Annotated in this window: 15 protein-coding genes; all 15 read left to right on the top strand. The window is 42.9% G+C overall.

Going from position 1 to position 20,484, the window contains the following annotated elements; all coding sequences use genetic code 11:
• The first annotated feature begins 44 nt into the window (after positions 1-44).
• The 15 genes from rimP to rsmH all read left to right on the top strand — a co-directional run bounded on the left by rimP (position 45) and on the right by rsmH (position 20,478).
• Positions 45-533 carry a ribosome maturation factor RimP gene (gene rimP, locus QM873_RS08100; protein ID WP_193389713.1) on the top strand — a complete coding sequence of 163 codons (489 nt, stop codon included), beginning with the start codon at positions 45-47 and terminating at the stop codon, positions 531-533.
• A gap of 45 nt (positions 534-578) precedes the next feature.
• Positions 579-1,724: a transcription termination factor NusA gene (gene nusA, locus QM873_RS08095; RefSeq protein ID WP_006596880.1), complete on the top strand. Its 1,146-nt coding sequence runs from the start codon at positions 579-581 to the stop codon at positions 1,722-1,724.
• Positions 1,725-1,734: 10 nt separating this feature from the next.
• Positions 1,735-2,031, top strand: a complete 297-nt coding sequence (rnpM, locus tag QM873_RS08090; protein WP_006596879.1) for an RNase P modulator RnpM — start codon at positions 1,735-1,737, stop codon at positions 2,029-2,031.
• Positions 2,024-2,323: a YlxQ-related RNA-binding protein gene (locus tag QM873_RS08085; RefSeq protein WP_048715247.1), complete on the top strand. Its 300-nt coding sequence runs from the start codon at positions 2,024-2,026 to the stop codon at positions 2,321-2,323. Before rnpM ends, QM873_RS08085 begins: the two co-directional genes overlap by 8 nt.
• A 16-nt stretch (positions 2,324-2,339) precedes the next feature.
• Positions 2,340-5,063 (top strand): translation initiation factor IF-2, encoded by a 2,724-nt coding sequence (infB, locus tag QM873_RS08080; RefSeq protein ID WP_414279136.1) that lies wholly within the window; start codon positions 2,340-2,342, stop codon positions 5,061-5,063.
• A gap of 72 nt (positions 5,064-5,135) precedes the next feature.
• Positions 5,136-5,486 carry a 30S ribosome-binding factor RbfA gene (rbfA, locus tag QM873_RS08075; RefSeq protein ID WP_414279135.1) on the top strand — a complete coding sequence of 117 codons (351 nt, stop codon included), beginning with the start codon at positions 5,136-5,138 and terminating at the stop codon, positions 5,484-5,486.
• Positions 5,487-5,630: 144 nt separating this feature from the next.
• Positions 5,631-7,262: a Na/Pi cotransporter family protein gene (locus QM873_RS08070; RefSeq protein ID WP_414279133.1), complete on the top strand. Its 1,632-nt coding sequence runs from the start codon at positions 5,631-5,633 to the stop codon at positions 7,260-7,262.
• 431 nt (positions 7,263-7,693) lie between these two features.
• On the top strand, positions 7,694-8,845 hold the full coding sequence (nagA, locus tag QM873_RS08065) for an N-acetylglucosamine-6-phosphate deacetylase (RefSeq protein ID WP_414279132.1): 1,152 nt from the start codon (positions 7,694-7,696) through the stop codon (positions 8,843-8,845).
• Positions 8,846-9,182: 337 nt separating this feature from the next.
• Positions 9,183-9,410: a hypothetical protein gene (locus QM873_RS08060; RefSeq protein WP_042361369.1), complete on the top strand. Its 228-nt coding sequence runs from the start codon at positions 9,183-9,185 to the stop codon at positions 9,408-9,410.
• 1 nt (position 9,411) lies between these two features.
• The gene (locus QM873_RS08055; protein WP_117745198.1) at positions 9,412-10,254 is read left to right on the top strand and encodes an aldo/keto reductase; all 843 of its coding nucleotides are present in this window, start codon (positions 9,412-9,414) and stop codon (positions 10,252-10,254) included.
• 257 nt (positions 10,255-10,511) lie between these two features.
• Positions 10,512-15,002: a S8 family serine peptidase gene (locus tag QM873_RS08050; protein ID WP_414279131.1), complete on the top strand. Its 4,491-nt coding sequence runs from the start codon at positions 10,512-10,514 to the stop codon at positions 15,000-15,002.
• Between the two features lie 676 nt (positions 15,003-15,678).
• Positions 15,679-16,596, top strand: a complete 918-nt coding sequence (gene glyQ / locus QM873_RS08045) for a glycine--tRNA ligase subunit alpha (protein ID WP_002886077.1) — start codon at positions 15,679-15,681, stop codon at positions 16,594-16,596.
• A gap of 208 nt (positions 16,597-16,804) precedes the next feature.
• Positions 16,805-18,841: a glycine--tRNA ligase subunit beta gene (glyS, locus tag QM873_RS08040; RefSeq protein WP_414279130.1), complete on the top strand. Its 2,037-nt coding sequence runs from the start codon at positions 16,805-16,807 to the stop codon at positions 18,839-18,841.
• Positions 18,842-18,874: 33 nt separating this feature from the next.
• On the top strand, positions 18,875-19,132 hold the full coding sequence (locus QM873_RS08035) for a DUF896 family protein (protein ID WP_154859396.1): 258 nt from the start codon (positions 18,875-18,877) through the stop codon (positions 19,130-19,132).
• A gap of 395 nt (positions 19,133-19,527) precedes the next feature.
• The gene (rsmH, locus tag QM873_RS08030) at positions 19,528-20,478 is read left to right on the top strand and encodes a 16S rRNA (cytosine(1402)-N(4))-methyltransferase RsmH (RefSeq protein WP_006596867.1); all 951 of its coding nucleotides are present in this window, start codon (positions 19,528-19,530) and stop codon (positions 20,476-20,478) included.
• Positions 20,479-20,484 lie beyond the last annotated feature (6 nt).

Here is a 20,484-nt window from a genome sequence, read left to right as displayed (position 1 = left end):
CGAATAGAAAAGGAGAGGCGAAGACATATCTTCGCCTCTTGTCTGTGAGGAGGTGTTGTCCTATCGCAACAATTGTTGAATTAGTAACAGAAATTCTTCAACCAGCCATCCAAGCTCCATTTGAATTGGTGGATGTGGAATATGGAAAAATGGGAGGAGATTATGTTCTAAGTATCTTTGTTGATAAGCCAGGTGGTATTACCCTGAATGATACAGCAGATTTAACAGAAGTGATTAGTCCTCTGTTGGATCAGATTCAACCAGATCCATTCCCAGAACAGTACTTCCTAGAAGTGACGAGTCCTGGTTTGGAGCGTCCCTTAAAAACCAAAGATGCAGTGGAAAAAGCTCTGGGTCAATATATCCATGTCAGCTTGTACAAGGCAGTTGACAAACAAAAGGTCATTGAAGGAACACTCCTTAAGTTCGAAGATGACCAATTGACCATGGAATACATGGACAAAACCAGAAAGAAAACCATTGAAATCCCCTATAGTCTTGTCTCAAAAGCAAGACTAGCTGTCAAATTATAGCAGAAAAGAAAGGAAGGCTCTTAGTAGCCTAAGAGCAAGAAAAGAATGAGTAAAGAAATGCTAGATGCTTTTCGCATCTTAGAAGAAGACAAAGGAATCAAAAAAGAAGATATCATTGAAGCTGTCACAGAATCATTGCGTTCGGCTTATCGGAGACGGTATGGTCAAGCAGAAAGTGCGGCTATCGAATTTAATGAAAAGACTGGTGACTTCCGCGTTTATACTGTTCGTGAAGTAGTGGATGAAGTATTTGATAGCCGGTTAGAAATTAGTTTGAAAGATGCTCTTGCGATTAGCTCTGCCTATGAATTGGGAGACAAAATCAAATTTGAAGAAGCACCTGCTGAGTTTGGTCGTGTCGCAGCTCAATCTGCCAAACAAACCATCATGGAAAAAATGCGCAAGCAAACTCGTGCGATTACCTATAACACTTATAAAGAACATGAAAATGAAATTATGAGTGGAACGGTTGAGCGTTTTGATAATCGATTTATCTATGTGAATTTAGGGTCTATCGAAGCTCAATTGTCTAAACAAGACCAAATCCCGGGTGAAGTCTTCCAATCTCATGATCGCATCGAAGTCTTTGTCTACAAAGTAGAAGACAATCCTCGTGGGGTCAACGTTTTCGTAAGTCGTAGCCATCCAGAAATGATCAAACGTTTGATGGAACAAGAAATCCCTGAAGTCTATGATGGAACCGTTGAAATCATGAGCGTGGCACGTGAAGCTGGAGACCGGACTAAGGTTGCTGTTCGTAGCCATAATCCAAACGTAGATGCGATTGGAACCATCGTTGGTCGTGGTGGATCGAACATCAAAAAGATTACTAGCAAGTTCCACCCAGCTCGTTATGATCAGAAATTGGATCGTATGGTCCCAACAGAAGAAAATATTGATGTCATTGAGTGGGTACCAGATCCAGCAGAATTTATCTACAATGCCATCGCGCCTGCTGAGGTCGATCAAGTCATCTTTGACGAAGAAGACAGCAAGCATGCCCTTGTGGTAGTACCAGATAGCAAACTATCTCTTGCGATCGGTCGTCGTGGTCAAAACGTGCGCTTGGCGGCTCACTTAACTGGCTACCGGATTGATATCAAATCAGCTAGTGAGTACGAAGAAATGGAAGCAAGTCAAGAACCTGCTTTTGAAGAAGTAGAAAGTGATTTGAATTCTGTAGACGAATAGGGAGGGAATCATGGTAAAGACAAGAAAAATCCCTTTACGCAAGTCTGTCGTTTCAAATGAGGTTATCGATAAACGAGATCTCTTGCGAATCGTAAAAAATAAAGAAGGTCAAGTTTTTATCGATCCAACTGGGAAAGCAAATGGTCGTGGTGCTTATATTAAGCTCGATAACGAGGAAGCACTTCAAGCCAAGAAGAAGAAAGTCTTCAATCGCAGCTTTAGCATGGAAGTGGATGAAGCTTTCTACGACGAATTGATTGCTTATGTGGATCATAAGGTGAAAAGAAGAGAGTTAGGCCTTGAATAAGCAAAAAGTCAGTAATTTATTGGGATTGGCTCAGCGAGCAGGGAAAATCATCTCTGGAGAAGAGTTGGTCATCAAGTCTGTTCAAGAAGGAAAGGCTCGTTTGGTCTTTCTAGCAGATGATGCAGCTCCCAATCTTACCAAAAAAATCACAGATAAATGCCACTATTATGGCATTCCGGTATTAACCGTGTTTTCAACACTAGAATTAAGTACTGCCATTGGTCGCTCACGAAAGGTAGCGGCCGTGACAGATGCTGGATTTTCAAAGAAAATGAGGTCTCTTATGGAATAGAAGAGGAGGACAGCAATTGTCTAAGAAAAGATTGTATGAGATTGCCAAAGAACTAGGCAAGGAAAGTAAAGAAGTCGTCACACGGGCAAAAGAATTAGGGTTGGAGGTAAAGAGTCACGCTTCTAGTATCGAAGGTGAAGCGGTTGAGCGTTTGGTCAATAGTTTTGCATCAAAGGCGCCCCAAACTCCTAAAGTGACGGAAGAAAAACAAGTAAAAGCTGCACCGGTTGCAAAAGAACCTGTTGCAAACCAACCAGAAAAGAAAACGGAAACAGTGGCAACACCTGTTGTGAAGCCAAAGAGTCGTAATTTCAAGGCGGAACGCGAAGCCCGTGCGAAAGAGCAGGCGGAACGTCGTCAGCAACAAGGAAATCGACCTAAGAAACAACAAAACGACCGTCGGGATGGGGATCGTTTCCAAAATCGTAATGAGCGAAAAAATCAAGGAAATGACCGCCGGAACCAAGGGAATGATCGTCGCCGTGACCAAGCTGGCAACGGTCAAGGACGTCCAAATCCTGTAAATGGCGCACCGAAGATTGACTTCAAAGCCCGTGCAGCAGCATTAAAGGCAGAGCAAAATGCAGAATATGCACGTGGTAGTGAAGAACGCTACAAGCAAAACCAGGCAGCCAAGGTAGAGCAAGACCGTCAACAACGTCGTAAGCGCGAAGAGGCAGTTACGACTGAAGTTGTTGCTCCACAACCAAAGGCAGAAGCAGTGAAGGCAACTCCGGTAGCGGCTCCAAGTCCTGCAGCAGTTGATACACGTCGGAAAAAGCAAGCTAGACCAGACAAAAAACGTGAAGATTTTGATCGCGAAGAAGATGGTCCAAGAAAACAACAAAAGAATCGAAGTAGTCAAAACCAAGTGAGAAATCAAAGAAATAGTAACTGGAACAACAACAAAAAGAATAAAAAAGGAAAGAATAACCGCAATGAAGCTCCAAAACCAGTAACAGAGCGTAAATTCCATGAGTTGCCAAGTGAACTTGAGTACACAGATGGAATGACGGTTGCGGAAATCGCAAAACGGATTAAGCGTGAGCCTGCGGAAATCGTTAAGAAACTCTTCATGATGGGAGTGATGGCGACACAAAACCAATCCTTAGATGGCGATACCATTGAACTGCTGTTAGTGGATTATGGAATTGAAGCCAAGAAAAAGGTTGAAGTGGACAATGCGGATATCGAACGTTTCTTCGTCGAAGATGGCTATTTGAATCCAGATGAATTGGTAGAGCGTCCACCAGTTGTCACCATCATGGGACACGTTGACCATGGTAAAACAACCCTTTTGGATACCCTTCGTAATTCACGTGTAGCAACAGGTGAAGCGGGAGGAATCACCCAGCATATCGGTGCTTACCAAATCGTGGAAAATGGCAAGAAGATTACCTTCTTGGATACACCTGGACACGCGGCCTTTACTTCTATGCGGGCGCGTGGTGCCTCTGTTACGGATATTACCATCTTGGTTGTAGCAGCAGATGACGGGGTGATGCCACAGACCATCGAAGCCATCAACCATTCAAAAGCAGCGAACGTTCCAATCATCGTAGCTATTAACAAGATTGATAAACCAGGTGCCAATCCAGAACGTGTTATTGGAGAATTGGCAGAACACGGCGTTATGTCAACTGCTTGGGGTGGAGATTCTGAATTTGTAGAAATCTCGGCCAAGTTCAACCAAAACATCGATGAGTTGTTGGAAACGGTCCTTCTTGTAGCTGAAATCCAAGAACTCAAGGCAGACCCAACAGTCCGTGCTATTGGTACCGTTATCGAAGCGCGTTTGGATAAAGGAAAAGGTGCGGTTGCAACTCTTCTTGTGCAACAAGGTACTTTGAATGTCCAAGATCCAATCGTTGTCGGGAATACTTTCGGGCGTGTCCGTGCCATGACCAATGACCTTGGACGTCGGGTTAAGGTTGCAGGTCCTTCCACACCAGTTTCGATTACTGGTCTAAACGAAGCGCCGATGGCGGGTGACCATTTTGCGGTTTATGAAGATGAAAAATCAGCGCGTGCAGCGGGTGAAGAACGTGCCAAACGTGCCCTCTTGAAACAACGGCAAGCAACTAATCGTGTCAGCCTTGAAAACCTCTTTGATACTTTGAAGGCTGGTGAAGTGAAATCTGTTAATGTCATTATCAAGGCTGATGTACAAGGTTCGGTTGAAGCCCTTGCTGCTTCCCTTCAAAAGATTGAAGTAGAAGGTGTCAAGATTACCATCGTTCACTCAGCGGTTGGTGCTATCAACGAATCAGACGTTACCCTCGCAGAAGCTTCAAATGCTTTCATCATTGGATTTAACGTCCGCCCTACTCCTCAAGCGCGTCAGCAAGCTGAAGCTGATGAGGTAGAAATCCGTCTTCACTCAATCATCTACAAAGTGATTGAAGAAATGGAAGATGCCATGAAGGGAATGTTGGATCCTGAGTTTGAAGAGAAAGTCATCGGGGAAGCGGTTATTCGTGAAACCTTCAAAGTCTCTAAAGTGGGTACCATTGGTGGATTTATGGTCCTCAGTGGTAAGGTCACTCGTGATTCCAAAGTCCGTGTCATTCGTGACGGTGTCGTGATTTATGATGGCGCTCTTGCTAGCTTGAAACATTATAAAGATGATGTCAAAGAAGTAACCAACGGTCGCGAAGGTGGATTGATGATCGAAGGCTATAATGATATCAAGACGGATGATACCATCGAAGCTTACATCATGGAAGAAATTAAAAAATAAACTGTTAACTAGGAAAGAAGAGAAGAATTCTCCCATTTCCTAGTTTTAAAGACAGATCAGAAAGGAGTTCCTATGGCAAGTCATTTTCGGACAGACCGAGTAGGGATGGAAATCAAGCGTGAAGTCAACGAAATTTTGCAAAAAAAAGTTCGTGACCCACGTGTTCAAGGTGTCACCATTACGGATGTTCAGATGCTAGGCGATTTGTCTATGGCAAAGGTTTATTATTCGATTATGAGTGACCTGGCTTCAGATAATCAGAAGGCTCAGACAGGGCTGGAAAAAGCAACAGGAACCATCAAGCGCGAATTAGGTCGGAATTTAAAATTATATAAGATTCCGGATTTAACCTTTGTCAAAGATGAATCCATTGAATATGGAAACAAAATTGATCAAATGTTACGAGAGCTTGATGAAAAATAATGAACAAAACGATAGATTCTGTAGAGTCTATCGTTTTTTTATGGCAGAATTCAGAAGAAATTTCAAAAAAAAACTTGTGTCCAAGTGGTGGATGTTTTAAAATAGAGTGAGTAAACTTTTATCGAATGATGATGGAGGAAAGAAATGTCCATTGATTGGCAGAACATTTTATTTAACTTCTTAGGTGGCTTGGGTCTCTTTCTCTATAGTATTAAAACCATGGGAGAAGGCTTGCAACAGGCTGCAGGGGATCGCCTTCGATACTATATTGATAAATATACGAGTAATCCCTTTCTAGGGGTTCTAGTAGGGATTGGGATGACTGCCTTGATTCAGTCTAGTTCAGGGGTTACAGTGATTACGGTCGGTCTGGTGAGTGCTGGACTTCTAACCCTCCATCAAGCTATTGGTATTGTTATGGGGGCCAATATTGGAACTACTGTTACCTCCTTTATCATTGGTTTTAAATTAGGAGACTACGCCTTGCCTATGCTTTTTATCGGAGCGTTTTGTCTCTTCTTTACCAAAAATCGTTTGGTTAATAATGTTGGACGAATCGTTTTTGGTGTCGGTGGTATCTTCTTTGCCCTCAACTTGATGAGTGGGGCTATGGAACCTCTTAAAGATTTGCAAGTTTTTCGTGACTACATGGTGGAGTTGAGTAAAAGTCCTATCTTGGGTGTCTTTGTCGGATCAGGATTAACTCTTTTGATTCAGGCTTCCTCTGCAACCATTGGTATCTTACAAAATCTCTATGCTAGTCATTTGATTGACCTTAAAGGGGCTCTCCCAGTTCTCTTTGGTGATAATATCGGAACGACCATTACAGCCATCATTGCTTCCTTGGGAGCAAATATTGCGGCCAAACGTGTGGCGGGTGCCCATGTAGCCTTTAATGTTATCGGAACCATTATCTGTCTTGTCTTCCTTGTTCCGTTTACATCTTTGATTCAATGGTTTGAAACGACTCTTCATTTGTCTCCCGAGATGACCATAGCCTTTGCTCACGGGACCTTTAATATTACCAATACCATCATCCAGTTCCCCTTCATTGGAGCTTTGGCTTACTTTGTGACGAAATTGATTCCTGGTGAGGATGAAGTGGTCAAATACGAACCACTTTACTTGGATGAAAATCTGATTACCCAAGCTCCTTCGATTGCTTTAGGAAATGCCAAAAAAGAACTATTGCATTTAGGAACCTATGCTGAAAAGAGTTTCGACTTGGCCTATCGCTACATTGTAAATCAAGAAGAAAAGCTAGCTGAAAAAGGCCATAAAACAGAAGAAGCCATTAATACCATCGATGATCAGTTGACCAAATACTTGATCCGCTTGTCTAGTGAAGCTCTGAGTCCAAAAGAAAGTGAATCCTTGACCAATATTTTGGATTCTTCTCGAGATTTAGAGCGGATTGGAGACCACGCGGAAGCCTTAATCAACCTGACGGACTACCTCATTCGGAAGAAAGTTGTGTTTTCTGATAATGCCTTGGCTGAATTAGAAGATATCTACCAACAAACTGCTACTTTTGTTAAAGATGCACTTAGAAGTGTAGAAGAGGATAACCAAGAGTTGGCAGCAGAGTTGGAACAGCGCCATCAGGCAATTGAAAAGCTCGAAAAGAAATTGCGGAAGACCCATATTTCTCGTCTGAACAAGGGCGAGTGTACACCTCAAGCAGGTGTGAACTTTATTGATATCATCTCTCACTATACACGTGTCGCAGACCATGCCATGAATTTAGCAGAGAAGGTACAATTGGAGCAAATCTAGACAAAGCAAAAATCCAGTTCTTTAGGACTGGATTTTAGAATGTAGACAAACTTTTTTCATGAAATAGCTAGAAAATTTATTCAAAAAAATAATTTGTATTTTTAATTAATTAAGAAAATTTATAACTTTCCGCTGTGAGAAAAGTGGCTGAAACGCTAAAGTTTCAGCCACTCGGGAGTTTTGAAACTGTAGGTTCAAAACTAAGTCATGGAACTTCGAAGAAGTTCGCTGACGTCCGTACTCACCTAAGGAAAGTTTTAAAGAAGACTTTATATGCAATCTAAAATCCAGCTCAAAAAAACTGGATTTTTTATCGTATTTATAGAAAATATTAATATATTTAAACAAAATAGGTCTAGACCATTTACAAATACAGTACAAAGGATTATAATGTGTATGAATATATCGGTAGAAAAAGAAAGGAAATCACCATGATAACTTATATACAAGCAGATCAATTCTTTTATCCCCATGGCATTCGTAAGGGAGGATATCTAGAAATTGTCGATGGCAAATTTGAGAAACATGTAGATCAGCTACCAGAGGGAGCTACTGTTTTGGACTATACAGGCTATAGTATTGCTCCTGGTTTGGTCGATACGCACATCCATGGATTTGGTGGAGTTGATGTTATGGACAACAACATCGAGGGAACCCTTCATACTATGAGCGAGGGGCTCTTGAGCACAGGGGTTACTAGCTTTTTGCCAACAACTTTGACCTCTTCTTATGAGCAATTATTAGCAGTAACTGAAAACATTGGTGCACGATACCAAGAAGCTTCCGGTGCAAAGATTCGTGGGATTTACTTTGAAGGACCTTACTTTACAGAGAAGTACAAGGGAGCTCAAAATCCAGCCTATATGAAAGATCCTCGGATGGATGAATTCCGTGCATGGCAAAAAGCAGCCAACGGCTTGCTCAATAAAATTGCCCTTGCTCCTGAGCGGGAAGGTGTAGAAGACTTTGTCCGTACAGTAACAGGAGAAGGGGTGACGGTTGCGCTTGGGCACTCCAATGCAACCTTTGACGAAGCCAAAAAAGCAGTGGATGCTGGAGCTAGTGTCTGGGTGCATGCCTATAACGGAATGCGTGGCTTGACGCACCGTGAGCTTGGAATGGTTGGGGCTATGTACCAACTTCCTCATACTTATGCAGAGTTAATCTGTGATGGCCATCACGTTGATCCAAAAGCTTGCGATATTCTCCTCAAACAAAAAGGAGTGGAAAATATTGCCTTGATCACCGACTGTATGACAGCTGGTGGCTTGGAAGATGGCGACTACATGTTGGGTGAATTCCCTGTTGTCGTAGAAAATGGAACGGCCCGTTTGAAATCGACAGGAAACTTGGCTGGTTCGATCTTGAAGCTTAAAGATGGATTGAAGAATGTTGTTGAGTGGGGCATTGCGAATCCTCATGAAGCGGTCATGATGGCCAGTCTCAACCCTGCTAAATCTGTCCATATCGATGATGTCTGTGGCCAAATCCGTGAGGGATATGATGCTGACTTCATTGTACTGGATAAAGATTTAGAGTTGGTTGCAACCTTCTTGGATGGCCAAAAACGATTTGAAGCTTAATGGTGAAAAAAGGTTCAAATACGAATCAATTGCTTTTGTTTCCTTTTACCAGTTTTAAAATTGAATTTCTTCCATGAGGCTGGGACAAAAGTCCTAGCCTCTCAATTGTCTTTAGATTGTCGAGCAAGACGCAGTGGTTGAGTGGGCTCTACTACGCTGATTTCATCAGCTTTTACAGCCCTACTCAACTGTGCGGAGGTGGGACGACGAAATCGAATTCTAACGAATGACCGATTTCTGTCCCACTCTCATTTAAATAGGATTCCTTGGCCTAGCCATTTGTCTCATTGCTCTGATACATGGTATAATGAAATTAATTGAATCGCGAGGTAGTTTTATGAATAAGATAAATGTACGTTTTTTGTTGATGGGATTATTTTTCTTTCTCTACGGTATGTTACGCCGTAGTCCCGTCATTCTAGTGGCAGGTAGTGCCTTTTTACTCTATGCCTTTTTTAGTAAATCAATGGTGCAACCTAAGGAAAATATCTTTAAGCCAAAGTTGCGCTTGAATGCAAAGACTTCTAAGTCTGATGAAAAAACAAAGAAAAGTGACGGGAAATAAAATGGAGAGCTACAAACTAAATGACGGACGCCAAATTCCTGTACTAGGTTTTGGTACTTGGAAGGCGAAAGATGGCGAGGAAGCTTATCAAGCAGTAAAAACAGCCTTAGAAGCGGGCTATCGCCATATTGATACGGCAGCCATCTATCAAAATGAAGAAAGCGTCGGAAAGGCTATCCGGGATAGTGGTATTCCAAGAGAAGAGCTTTTTGTAACGACCAAGTTGTGGAATAATCGTCACACCTATGAGGATGCTGTCAATGGCCTAGAAGAATCTTTGCACAAATTGGGACTAGAATATATCGATTTGTATTTAATCCACTGGCCAAATCCTGTGACCCACCGAGAAAATGAGGCCTGGAAAGAACGGAATCGTGAGGTTTGGAGAGCCATGGAAGATATGCAGGTAGTGGGTAAAATTCGCTCGATTGGCGTGAGTAACTTTTTGCCTCATCACCTGGATGCTTTGTTGGAGAGTGCCAAAGTTCTTCCATCAGTCAATCAGATCCGCTTGGCTCCTGGAGTCTATCAAGAGGAAGTAGTCCGTTATTGCCGTGATAAAGGAATTTTATTGGAGGCTTGGGGTCCATTTGGTCAAGGAGAACTTTTTCAAAATGAGACAGTTCTTGCATTGGCTAAAAAATATAGTGTAACTCCAGCCCAGCTTCTTTTAGCTTGGAGTTTAGCAGAAGAATTTTTACCTTTGCCTAAATCAGTGACTCCTGAACGCATTGCAAGTAATCTTCAATGCACTACAATCGAATTGGCTCCAGAAGACTGTGAGCTCCTTCGGAAGATCCCAGTAGAAGCGGGAGCGCCAGATCCAGATACCAAAGACTTTTAAGACAGTAAGTTAGTTGATTTATAAAAGACAGTGAGAGTTTGCTCTCGCTGTTTTTTTGTGCAATGAGATAAAAAAACGGATGATTGGTTTTAGTTTTCTAATTATTTGAATTATAAAATCACTAAAAACAAACAAAAAACACCTAATTAAAGATATCATGCGGAAATATTACAATTTGATAACAAAGTTAATGTTGAGTGAATTTTCTGAAAAATTAGGAGTATAATAAGAATAATTTAGTATATAGGGGGAATTTTATGAGTAAACAGCGTTTCTCATTGAGAAAATATAAATTTGGTGTTGCATCGGTGCTGTTAGGGTCGGTCCTTGTCTTTGGAGCAGGAAATGTAAGTGCGGATGAAACAAAACAACCAGAGACGGCAGTAATTGCATCTGCAGAAGCAAATCCAGCGTTGCCAAGCGAGTCTGCTTCTCCTGTAAGTGATCAGGCAAATGAGCAGACTAGAGACTCAGTAGTTGAAAATGGTAAAGTTGTTGACGAGCCAGCCTCTTCAGAAAAAGGGGCAACAAGTCCATCTGTCGAATCAGGTAGCCAAGTAGTTGCCCAGGAAGCAAAAACAGAGGATAAAGCTACTGAAAAGCAAGTAGAAGCTGTAACTAAAATTGAGGCTAAACCTGCAGAAAAAGCAAGTGAGGGACAGGAAAAAACAGAAGTTAAACCCTCTTCAACAGAGGAGAAGGCTGAGGCTAACCCTGCAACAGAAGCAAGAGCTGAAAAGAAAGCTGAAGACAAACCATTCAGTATCAGCAGCAATACGATTATTAATGTGCCTCAAACTTGGGAAAAAGGCTACAAGGGTGAAGGGACTGTTGTTGCAGTCATTGACTCTGGTTTAGATGTCTACCATGAAGTATTGCGGATTTCAGACCCGACAAAAGGGAAGTTCAAAAATCAAACAGAATTAGAAGCTGCAAAAAAAGCAGCGGGAATTGATTACGGAAAATGGTACAACGATAAGGTCGTCTTTGCTTATGATTATATGGATGGAGATGACAATATCAAAGAAAAAGACCATGATTCACATGGTATGCACGTAACAGGAATTGCAACTGGGAACCCTGACAAAAAAGCTGGGGATGGCAACTATGTATACGGAGTTGCACCAGAAGCCCAAGTGATGTTTATGCGAGTTTTCTCTGATCGTAGTGGATCAACCAGTGATGTTGTCTATGTGAAAGCAATTGATGACGCAGTTGCATTGGGAGCGGACGTCATCAACATGAGTTTGGGATCTGTGACAGGTTCTACAGTGAATGCTAGTCCCGCTGTCCGAGAAGCTATCCAACGAGCACGCGCAAAAGGGGTTAGTGTCATTATCGCTGCCGGCAATAGCAATACCTATGGATACGGTTATGACAATCCAAGTGCTGAAAACCCTGATTACGGTGTCGTGGGGAGTCCTTCAACCGTAGAAGAGTCTATTTCAGTTGCATCCGTAAATGATTCGGTTGTAACAGAAGAAGTCTTTACAGTTCGAGGCTTGGAAGACAATGCCGACTTGGATAAAGGGAAATTCACCTATACAGCAGCTGAAACAGATGCCAATTTCGAAAATGGGAAAGAATATGATTATGTAGATGCTGGTTTGGGGCGTGAGAGTGACTTAGACAGTCTCGATTTGACTGGTAAAGTTGCCCTTATCAAACGTGGCGAAATCACCTTCTCAGATAAGGTCGCTAATGTCTATAAAAAAGGAGCAATTGGAGCCCTTATTTACAACAGTGTCGAAGGCGCGAATGTCAAAATGGGCCTCGAAGGGGATGCGAGAAAGATCCCTGCTGTTTTCATTTCTAAGCGCTATGGAGAAGCGATTAAAGGTAAAGACTACAAGCTTGTCTTTGATGGTAGCTTAGACAATCGTCCAAACCCTGATGCAGATAAGATGTCAGATTTCTCCAGTTGGGGAGTCTCAACAGATGGCCAATTAAAACCGGATGTCACAGCACCTGGTGGTTCTATCTTTTCATCTCTAAATGACAATAGCTATGGCAGTATGAGCGGAACCAGTATGGCCTCCCCTCATGTAGCTGGGGTATCGGCTTTAGTGAAGGAATACCTCCAAGCTCACCATCCAGAACTTTCGCCAGAGGAGCTATCTGCAACAGTCAAGGCCTTGATCATGTCAACCGCAAAACCGCACCTCAACAAAGAAACGGGTGCTTACACTTCGGTACGTCAACAAGGGGCGGGGATTGTGGATACTGCTGCAGCGGTTTCAACAGACCTATATGTAACGAATGAAGATGCTTACCCAAGCGTAACTCTTGGCAATGTCGAGGATCGGTTTAGTTTTGATGTGACCGTTCATAATATTTCTGATACTGACAGAGAGTTGAAGATGATTGTGAATACCACTACCGACGATGTAAAAGATGATCGCTTTACCTTGAAGCCTCGGAAATTAACAGAGACGGTATGGCCAAATGTAACTGTAAAAGCCCATAGTAGTCAGACAGTGACAGTGACTGTCGATGCGTCTAAGTTTGCAGAGGAATTGACTAAATTGATGCCGAACGGTTACTTCCTAGAAGGATTTGTTCGCTTTGTGGATCCAGCAGATGACGGCGATGTGGTTAGCATTCCATTTATGGGCTTCCGTGGTTCTTTCCAAAATATCCCTGCGGTTGAAAAACCAATCTACAATTTGGTAAGAGAAGGGAAATCAGGTTTCTACTATGATGTTCCAGAAACCAAACACGTGCCATCAAAGGCGAATGTTACATCCTTAGTCTCTAACGCTAACGACGTGCTCTATTCGACTGCTAAGAAGGAAACAGCAGAACGAAGCCCAATCGTTCTTGGAACAGTGGAAACACCAGAAGGTTTGAACGTCCTCCACTTGGATGCTGATGGCAATGTCCGTCTGGCTATTTCTCCAGATGGAGATGGAAACAAAGATTACGTGCAGTACCGTGCAGTCGTCTTGCGAAACCTAAATAATATGAAAGCGGCTGTCTACAAGGCAGATGATCAAGCTTTTGCTAACCCAATTTGGACAAGTACAGGAGCTTTCTCTGCTCGTAAGAATTACTTTGATGGACGTGGGAAACGATCTTATCTAGTCGACAACTCGGCTTGGGAAGGAACGGATGCCAAGGGTGAAAAGGTGGCGGATGGTCACTATGTCTATGAGGTTCGTTATACGCCAGCAGTTCCAGGAGCAGAGGAGCAAGTTGTTCGCTTTAACCTCCAAATTGACACCCAAAAACCAGTCTTGACTTCAGGTTATACGACCAAGAAGGATGGAGTAGAAACCTTCTATGCTCGTAAAACAAAAGATATTGGCAACGGTGGAATCTTACGAGAGCAAGTCTTCTATGTCAAGGCCTTTGATGAAGAAGGAACCCTGGTTAAGGAGGGGAAAGATGTCCTAGGGAAGACTAGCCGCTTTGAAAACCGTGTCTATTTAACGGCAAATGAGGACGGTGGCTATACTCTTCCAGAAGGAATCAGTAAAGACTTACTTTACTATATGGTAGAAGACTACGCTGGAAACCGCGACTTTGCTTCTCTTTCTGATTTTGCTGGTAGTGAAGATAGTGGCCGGATTAAGGTGTCAGTCCTAGATGCCGATACACATAAAGAATTAGATACAGATTTTGTCTACCGTATCAAGGATGATCAAGGACAGTATGTCAACTTAGACAAAGGGAAAGAAATCAATTTCCTTAAGTTTGGTAGCTACGTGGCAGAACTCTTTGCCTATGACAAATCAGATCTGAAACTTGTCAGCCAACGAACTCAGAAATTTGAAATCACTGCAGAGGACAGCTTTAAGACCATCGAATTCTTGGCCAAAGAGATTGTCACTGCACCTTTGAGCCTGGTCTTTGATCAAGCAGTACCAAGAACAACACCAGTTGTTCTGAAAAATCAAGCTGGTGAAACCTTTGTTCTTCCAGTTCAACGCTATGGCAAGAATGCTTTTGGAAAAGATGTCCCAGTTGGAACATACACGATTTCAGTCAGTCTACCAACAGGTTATGAGTTGTTTGAGGATGCACCGACTGTGACCGTTCTAGCAGACCAAAACAATCTCGCAAAACTATCTGTTGTCATTAAGACCCAATTGTTGCAATTGTTGGCTCAACAAGCTAACTTGACCAGCACTCCTCAGTACTTTAATGCAACAAGTGAAAAACGTTTAGCCTATGATGCAGCTTATCAAGAAGCTCAGAAAGCTCTTGCGACTAAGTTATCACAAGCAGAAGTTGACCAAATCTTTTCAAATCTTGGATTGGTTACAAGTCAATTAGACGGAAAAGAGTCTGATTTTACAGCGCTAAAATCAGCCATTGCTGCCTATGATGTAACCTCAAAAACAGGTCGCTATGCCAACGCTAAGGATTCCGCTCGACGTACCTTTGACCAAAGCTTTAAGGAATTGGCCCTCTTGCTCGTCCGTGAAGGTGTGACACAAGAGCAAATCAACCAAGCACTTGCAAATTACCAGGCAGCTGATCAACAGCTAAATGGTAAAACAACTGATTTTTCAAGTCTGAAGAAATTGATTGCCGCAGAACTCCAGTTCCAAGCTAAGAATGCGAAGTTTATCTATGCAGCAGATAAGGTGAAGGTAAACTACCTACAAGCCTTTATCCGCGCTCAAGCTGTACTGGCTAATCCTGGTGCCAGTCAACAGGAAGTCAAGGCGGTATTAGCTGAGGTTAAAGCTGCTAAGAAAAAATTAAATGGGAAAAAACCAAAGGTTGTAAAACGCCCATAACAGTCACCTTTCTTTGAAAGGATTTGCAACAAGTCTGAAACACCTGTTTCGGACTTGTTTTTGGTTTACACTAGAGTAGAAATCTGCTATAATACTAGTCAAGAAAGAAAGGCTTATGGCGTTTTTTTAGCGAGCTTGGGATAGTGAAAGCCAAGCAGAACAAGATAAGCAAGTGGCGCTTTCTCTCAGTAGATAGCTGAGTACAGTAGAATAAAATGAAGTAATAAATTAGGGTGGAACCGCGTTTTTGACGCCCCTAGGTCACTTGACTTAGGAGCAAAGACACGGTTTTTTTGTATCCAAAGTCGCAAGAATTAAAAAAGGAGTAATCATGTCTAAGAAATTAACATTTCACTGTGTCAGTGGCAGAGACCTCCTTACAGTCGGACTGCCCCACGCTCAGCACTAGGCTGCCTGAGCTAGACGCAGTACTAACTCGTCTTGCCTCATATGATCGACGAGGCAGACTCGTGTCGCAAGAAATTATAAAAAGGAGAAGAAGATGTCTAAAAAACTAACCTTCCACTGCGTTAGTGGCAGAGACCTCCTTACAGTCGGACTGCCCCACGCTCAGCACTAGGGCGCCTGAGCTAGACGCAGTACTAACTCGTCTTGCCTCGTATAATCGACGAGGCAGACTCGTGTCGCAAGAAATTATAGAAAAAAGGAGTAAAACATGTCTAAAAAATTGACTTTCCAGGAAATCATCCTTACTTTGCAACAATACTGGAATGACCAGGGTTGTATGCTGATGCAGGCGTATGATAATGAAAAAGGTGCGGGAACCATGAGTCCTTACACCTTCCTTCGTGCCATTGGTCCTGAACCATGGAATGCGGCTTATGTAGAACCATCACGTCGTCCAGCGGATGGTCGTTACGGGGAAAACCCAAACCGTCTATACCAACACCACCAATTCCAAGTGGTCATGAAACCATCACCATCAAACATCCAAGAACTCTACCTTGAGTCATTGGAAAAATTGGGGATCAATCCATTGGAACACGATATCCGCTTTGTTGAAGACAACTGGGAAAACCCATCAACTGGTTCAGCTGGTCTTGGTTGGGAAGTTTGGTTGGACGGTATGGAAATCACTCAGTTCACCTACTTCCAACAAGTTGGTGGATTGGCAACTGGTCCGGTAACTTCTGAGGTCACTTACGGATTGGAACGTTTGGCTTCTTACATCCAAGAAGTAGATTCTGTTTACGACATCGAGTGGGCTCCAGGCGTTAAATACGGAGAAATCTTCCTTCAACCAGAATACGAGCACTCAAAATACAGCTTTGAAGTTTCTGACCAAGATATGCTTCTTGAAAACTTCGAAAAATTTGAAAAAGAAGCAGGGCGTGCTTTGGAATTAGGCCTTGTTCACCCAGCCTATGACTACGTTTTGAAATGTTCACACACCTTCAACTTGCTTGACGCGCGTGGAGCAGTATCCGTTACAGAACGTGCCGGCTACATTGCCCGCATCCGTAACTTGGCCCGTGTCGTAGCCAAAACCTTCGTCGCAGAACGCAAGAAACTTGGTTACCCACTTCTTGACGAAGCAACACGCGCCAAACTCCTAGCAGAAGAGGAAGAGTAAAGAGAGCGTATTAGATGGGATTGGATGATAGAGCAATCCTACAGAACCAGTTGCCGCAGTGATAAAGGTATCGTTAGAGAAACTAACGATACCAGGCAAAATTGGAGACCTTAGGCTCCAATTTTAGCAATGAAACGACGAAGTCGGTTGCTTGCGTGCCAATCACATAAGGCAAACTGGAAAAAAAGATATTTTTCGGAGAAAAAACATGACAAAAAACTTATTAGTAGAACTTGGACTTGAAGAGTTGCCAGCCTACGTTGTCACACCAAGTGAAAAACAACTGGGTGAGAAAATGGTAGCCTTCTTGGATGACAACCGTCTTTCATACGAAAGCATTCAAACCTTCTCAACACCACGTCGTTTGGCAGTCCGTGTGATTGGTTTAGCTGACCAACAATCGGATTTGACTGAAGATTTTAAAGGACCTTCTAAGAAAATCGCCCTGGATGCAGATGGAAACTTCTCAAAAGCGGCTCAAGGATTCGTCCGTGGAAAAGGCTTGACGGTTGATGATATCGAATTCCGTGAAGTCAAAGGGGAAGAGTACGTTTATGTTACGAAGCACGAAGCTGGAAAACCAGCTAAAGAAGTCTTGGCTGGCCTTCCAGAGGTGCTTGCTTCATTGACCTTCCCTGTTAGCATGCACTGGGCTAACAACACCTTTGAATACATTCGCCCAGTTCATACCTTGATCGTTCTTTTGGGTGATGAAGCGCTCGACCTTGATTTCTTGGATATCCACTCAGGTCGTGTGAGCCGTGGGCACCGTTTCCTCGGGCACGAAGTGGAAATTACCAATGCGGATTCTTATGAAGAAGACCTTCGTACCGTTTATGTGATTGCGGATAGCAAAGAACGTGAAAACATGATTCGTGAGCAAATCAAGGCTATCGAGGCAGATCAAGGTGTTCAGGTCCAAATCGAAGAAGGACTTTTGAATGAAGTCTTGAACTTGGTCGAATACCCAACTGCCTTTATGGGAAGTTTTGACACCAAATATTTGGACGTTCCAGAAGAAGTTTTGGTGACCTCAATGGAAACGCACCAACGTTACTTTGTTGTACGTGACCTTGATGGTAAGCTCAAACCAAACTTCATCTCCGTCCGTAATGGGAACGCTGAGCACTTGGAAAATGTCATCCGAGGAAATGAAAAAGTCTTGGTGGCACGTCTTGAAGATGGTGAATTCTTCTGGCGTGAAGACCAAAAACTTAAGATTGAAGACCTCGTTGCTAAATTGGCGAACGTGACCTTCCATGAAAAAATTGGTTCTCTTTCAGAACACATGGCGCGCGCTGGTGTCATTGCAGCGTCACTAGCTGAGCAAGCTGGTTTGACTGCTGAAGAAACGGCAGCTGTCGCTCGTGCAGCTGAAATCTACAAATTTGACCTCTTGACGGGTATGGTCGGAGAGTTCGATGAATTGCAAGGAATCATGGGTGAAAAATACGCTCTCCTTGCTGGTGAAGATGCTGCGGTTGCGACAGCTATCCGTGAGCACTACCTTCCTGATTCAGCAGATGGTGCCCTTCCAGAGACTAAGGTTGGTGCTATCCTTGCGCTTGCAGATAAATTGGATACCCTCCTTTCCTTCTTCTCAGTAGGATTGATTCCATCAGGTTCCAATGACCCTTATGCGCTTCGTCGTGCGACTCAAGGAATTGTTCGTATCTTGGATGCCTTTGGTTGGCACATCCCTATGGATGAGTTGATTGACAGCCTTTACGGACTTTCATTTGATAGTCTTTCATATGACAATCAAGCAGAAGTGCTCAACTTCATCAAGGCGCGTGTGGACAAGATGATGGGACGCACACCAAAAGATATCAAAGATGCTGTGCTTGCTGGTTCAAACTTTGTCGTGGCTGATATGCTGGAAGCGGCTGACGCCCTCTCAGAAGCTGCTAAGGCTGATGGTTACAAGGCAGCTGTTGAGTCCCTCTCTCGTGCCTTCAACTTGGCAGAAAAAGCAGATGCTTCAGTAGCAGTCGATGCCAGTCTCTTTGAAAATGATCAAGAAAAAGCCTTGGCTCAAGCAGCAGAAAGTCTTGAATTGACAGGTTCAGCTAGCGACAAATTGGCTCAACTCTTTGCTCTTAGCCCAGTTATTGATGCTTTCTTTGACAATACTATGGTAATGGCAGAAGATGAGGCTGTTAAAAACAACCGTTTGGCCCTTCTTGCAGGTCTTGTAGCGAAAGCTAATGCTGTCGCAGCCTTTAATCAATTGAACACAAAATAATGACCTGATGACAGGTAGAAAGTAGGTTTTATTATGACACCTGAAAAAATCGCTCGCATCAATGAGCTTGCTAAAAAGAAAAAAACAGAAGGGTTGACTCCAGAAGAAACTGTGGAACAAGCAAAACTTCGTGAAGAATACATTGAGGGCTATCGTCGTTCCGTTCGTCACCATATTGAAGGAATTAAAGTGGTTGACGAAGAAGGAAATGATGTAACCCCTGAGAAACTACGCCAAGTCCAACGGGAAAAAGGTTTGCATGGCCGTAGCCTTGATGATCCCAATTCATAAATAGACAATAGAAAACTCGATCAGATGTTGAACTGATCGAGTTTTCTTGTTCTATATGGGCTACTCTGAATCCCTATCTCTATTTTTGTAGTTTTTCCATTGATTTTTAAATATCCAAATGGAGACGGCAAGAACGAAGGTTGCTGTCCAAAAAATCCAAGGGACAGGAGTTCGGAGGAAAAAGTAGACTGCAATTAGATCGGCCACTAGCAGGCCAAGGAGAAGGTATTTCTTATTTTTCATAGAGTTATTGTATCACAATTTGCTTCTCTCGGTCTATTGGTTGATAGGATGAGCTTTTGAAGAATGGGAACTTTTTATCCGAAAATGATGAGTGGATTGAGAAGAGAATCTCAAGTGCATCCTGGTCAGATTTGTGGTAAAATAGATAGGATATGAGTAAAGAATTTCATCATGTAACGGTCTTGCTCCATGAAACGATTGATATGCTGGATGTAAAGCCAGATGGAATCTATGTGGATGCCACTTTAGGTGGAGCCGGCCATAGCGAATATTTATTAAGTCAATTAAGTGAAAAAGGGCATTTATATGCTTTTGACCAGGATCAGCATGCGATTGATAATGCGGAGAAACGATTAGCTCCTTATGTTGAAAAGGGCATGGTAACCTTCATCAAAGACAATTTCCGGAATCTTCAAGCACGTCTCCAAGAATTGGGAGTCAATGAGATTGATGGAATCTGTTATGATTTAGGAGTTTCTAGTCCCCAGTTAGATGAGCGGTCTCGCGGTTTTTCTTATAAAAAAGATGCTCCCTTGGACATGCGGATGAATCAAGAAGCCTCTTTGACGGCTTATGACGTGGTCAACAACTATGATTACCACGATCTAGTCCGAATCTTTTTCAAGTATGGGGAAGATAAGTTTTCCAAGCAAATTGCTAGAAAGATCGAACAAGCGCGTGCGGTAAAACCGATTGAAACGACGACAGAATTGGCTGAAATCATCAAATCGGCAAAACCGGCTAAGGAACTAAAGAAAAAGGGGCATCCAGCCAAACAAATTTTCCAGGCGATTCGAATTGAAGTCAACGATGAATTGGGAGCGGCGGATGAATCAATTCAGCAGGCCATGGATTTATTGGCAGTTGGTGGTCGTATCTCAGTCATTACCTTTCATTCCTTGGAAGATCGTTTGACTAAGCAATTGTTTAAAGAAGCTTCTACAGTAGAAGTACCGAAGGGCTTGCCTTTCATCCCAGAGGACTTAAAACCAAAAATGGAATTAGTCTCTCGAAAACCGATTCTTCCAAGCCAAGAAGAGTTAGAGAAGAACAACCGAGCTCATTCTGCAAAATTGCGGGTTGCTCGAAAAATTCATAAGTAAGAGGAT

Origin of the sequence: Streptococcus australis (assembly GCF_047463015.1) — a bacterium.
Lineage (GTDB): Bacteria > Bacillota > Bacilli > Lactobacillales > Streptococcaceae > Streptococcus > Streptococcus australis_F.
Note: the sequence above shows the minus strand (reverse complement) of the source record. Positions and strands in the feature narration are given on the sequence as shown.

Excerpts from the sequence above, each read along its gene's own strand:
- nusA (WP_006596880.1), top strand. The coding sequence starts at position 579 with ATGAGTAAAGAAATGCTAGATGCTTTTCGCATCTTAGAAGAAGACAAA.
- rnpM (WP_006596879.1), top strand. The coding sequence starts at position 1,735 with ATGGTAAAGACAAGAAAAATCCCTTTACGCAAGTCTGTCGTTTCAAAT.
- rbfA (WP_414279135.1), top strand. The coding sequence starts at position 5,136 with ATGGCAAGTCATTTTCGGACAGACCGAGTAGGGATGGAAATCAAGCGT.
- QM873_RS08070 (WP_414279133.1), top strand. The coding sequence starts at position 5,631 with ATGTCCATTGATTGGCAGAACATTTTATTTAACTTCTTAGGTGGCTTG.
- nagA (WP_414279132.1), top strand. The coding sequence starts at position 7,694 with ATGATAACTTATATACAAGCAGATCAATTCTTTTATCCCCATGGCATT.
- QM873_RS08060 (WP_042361369.1), top strand. The coding sequence starts at position 9,183 with ATGAATAAGATAAATGTACGTTTTTTGTTGATGGGATTATTTTTCTTT.
- QM873_RS08055 (WP_117745198.1), top strand. The coding sequence starts at position 9,412 with ATGGAGAGCTACAAACTAAATGACGGACGCCAAATTCCTGTACTAGGT.
- QM873_RS08050 (WP_414279131.1), top strand. The coding sequence starts at position 10,512 with ATGAGTAAACAGCGTTTCTCATTGAGAAAATATAAATTTGGTGTTGCA.
- glyQ (WP_002886077.1), top strand. The coding sequence starts at position 15,679 with ATGTCTAAAAAATTGACTTTCCAGGAAATCATCCTTACTTTGCAACAA.
- glyS (WP_414279130.1), top strand. The coding sequence starts at position 16,805 with ATGACAAAAAACTTATTAGTAGAACTTGGACTTGAAGAGTTGCCAGCC.
- QM873_RS08035 (WP_154859396.1), top strand. The coding sequence starts at position 18,875 with ATGACACCTGAAAAAATCGCTCGCATCAATGAGCTTGCTAAAAAGAAA.
- rsmH (WP_006596867.1), top strand. The coding sequence starts at position 19,528 with ATGAGTAAAGAATTTCATCATGTAACGGTCTTGCTCCATGAAACGATT.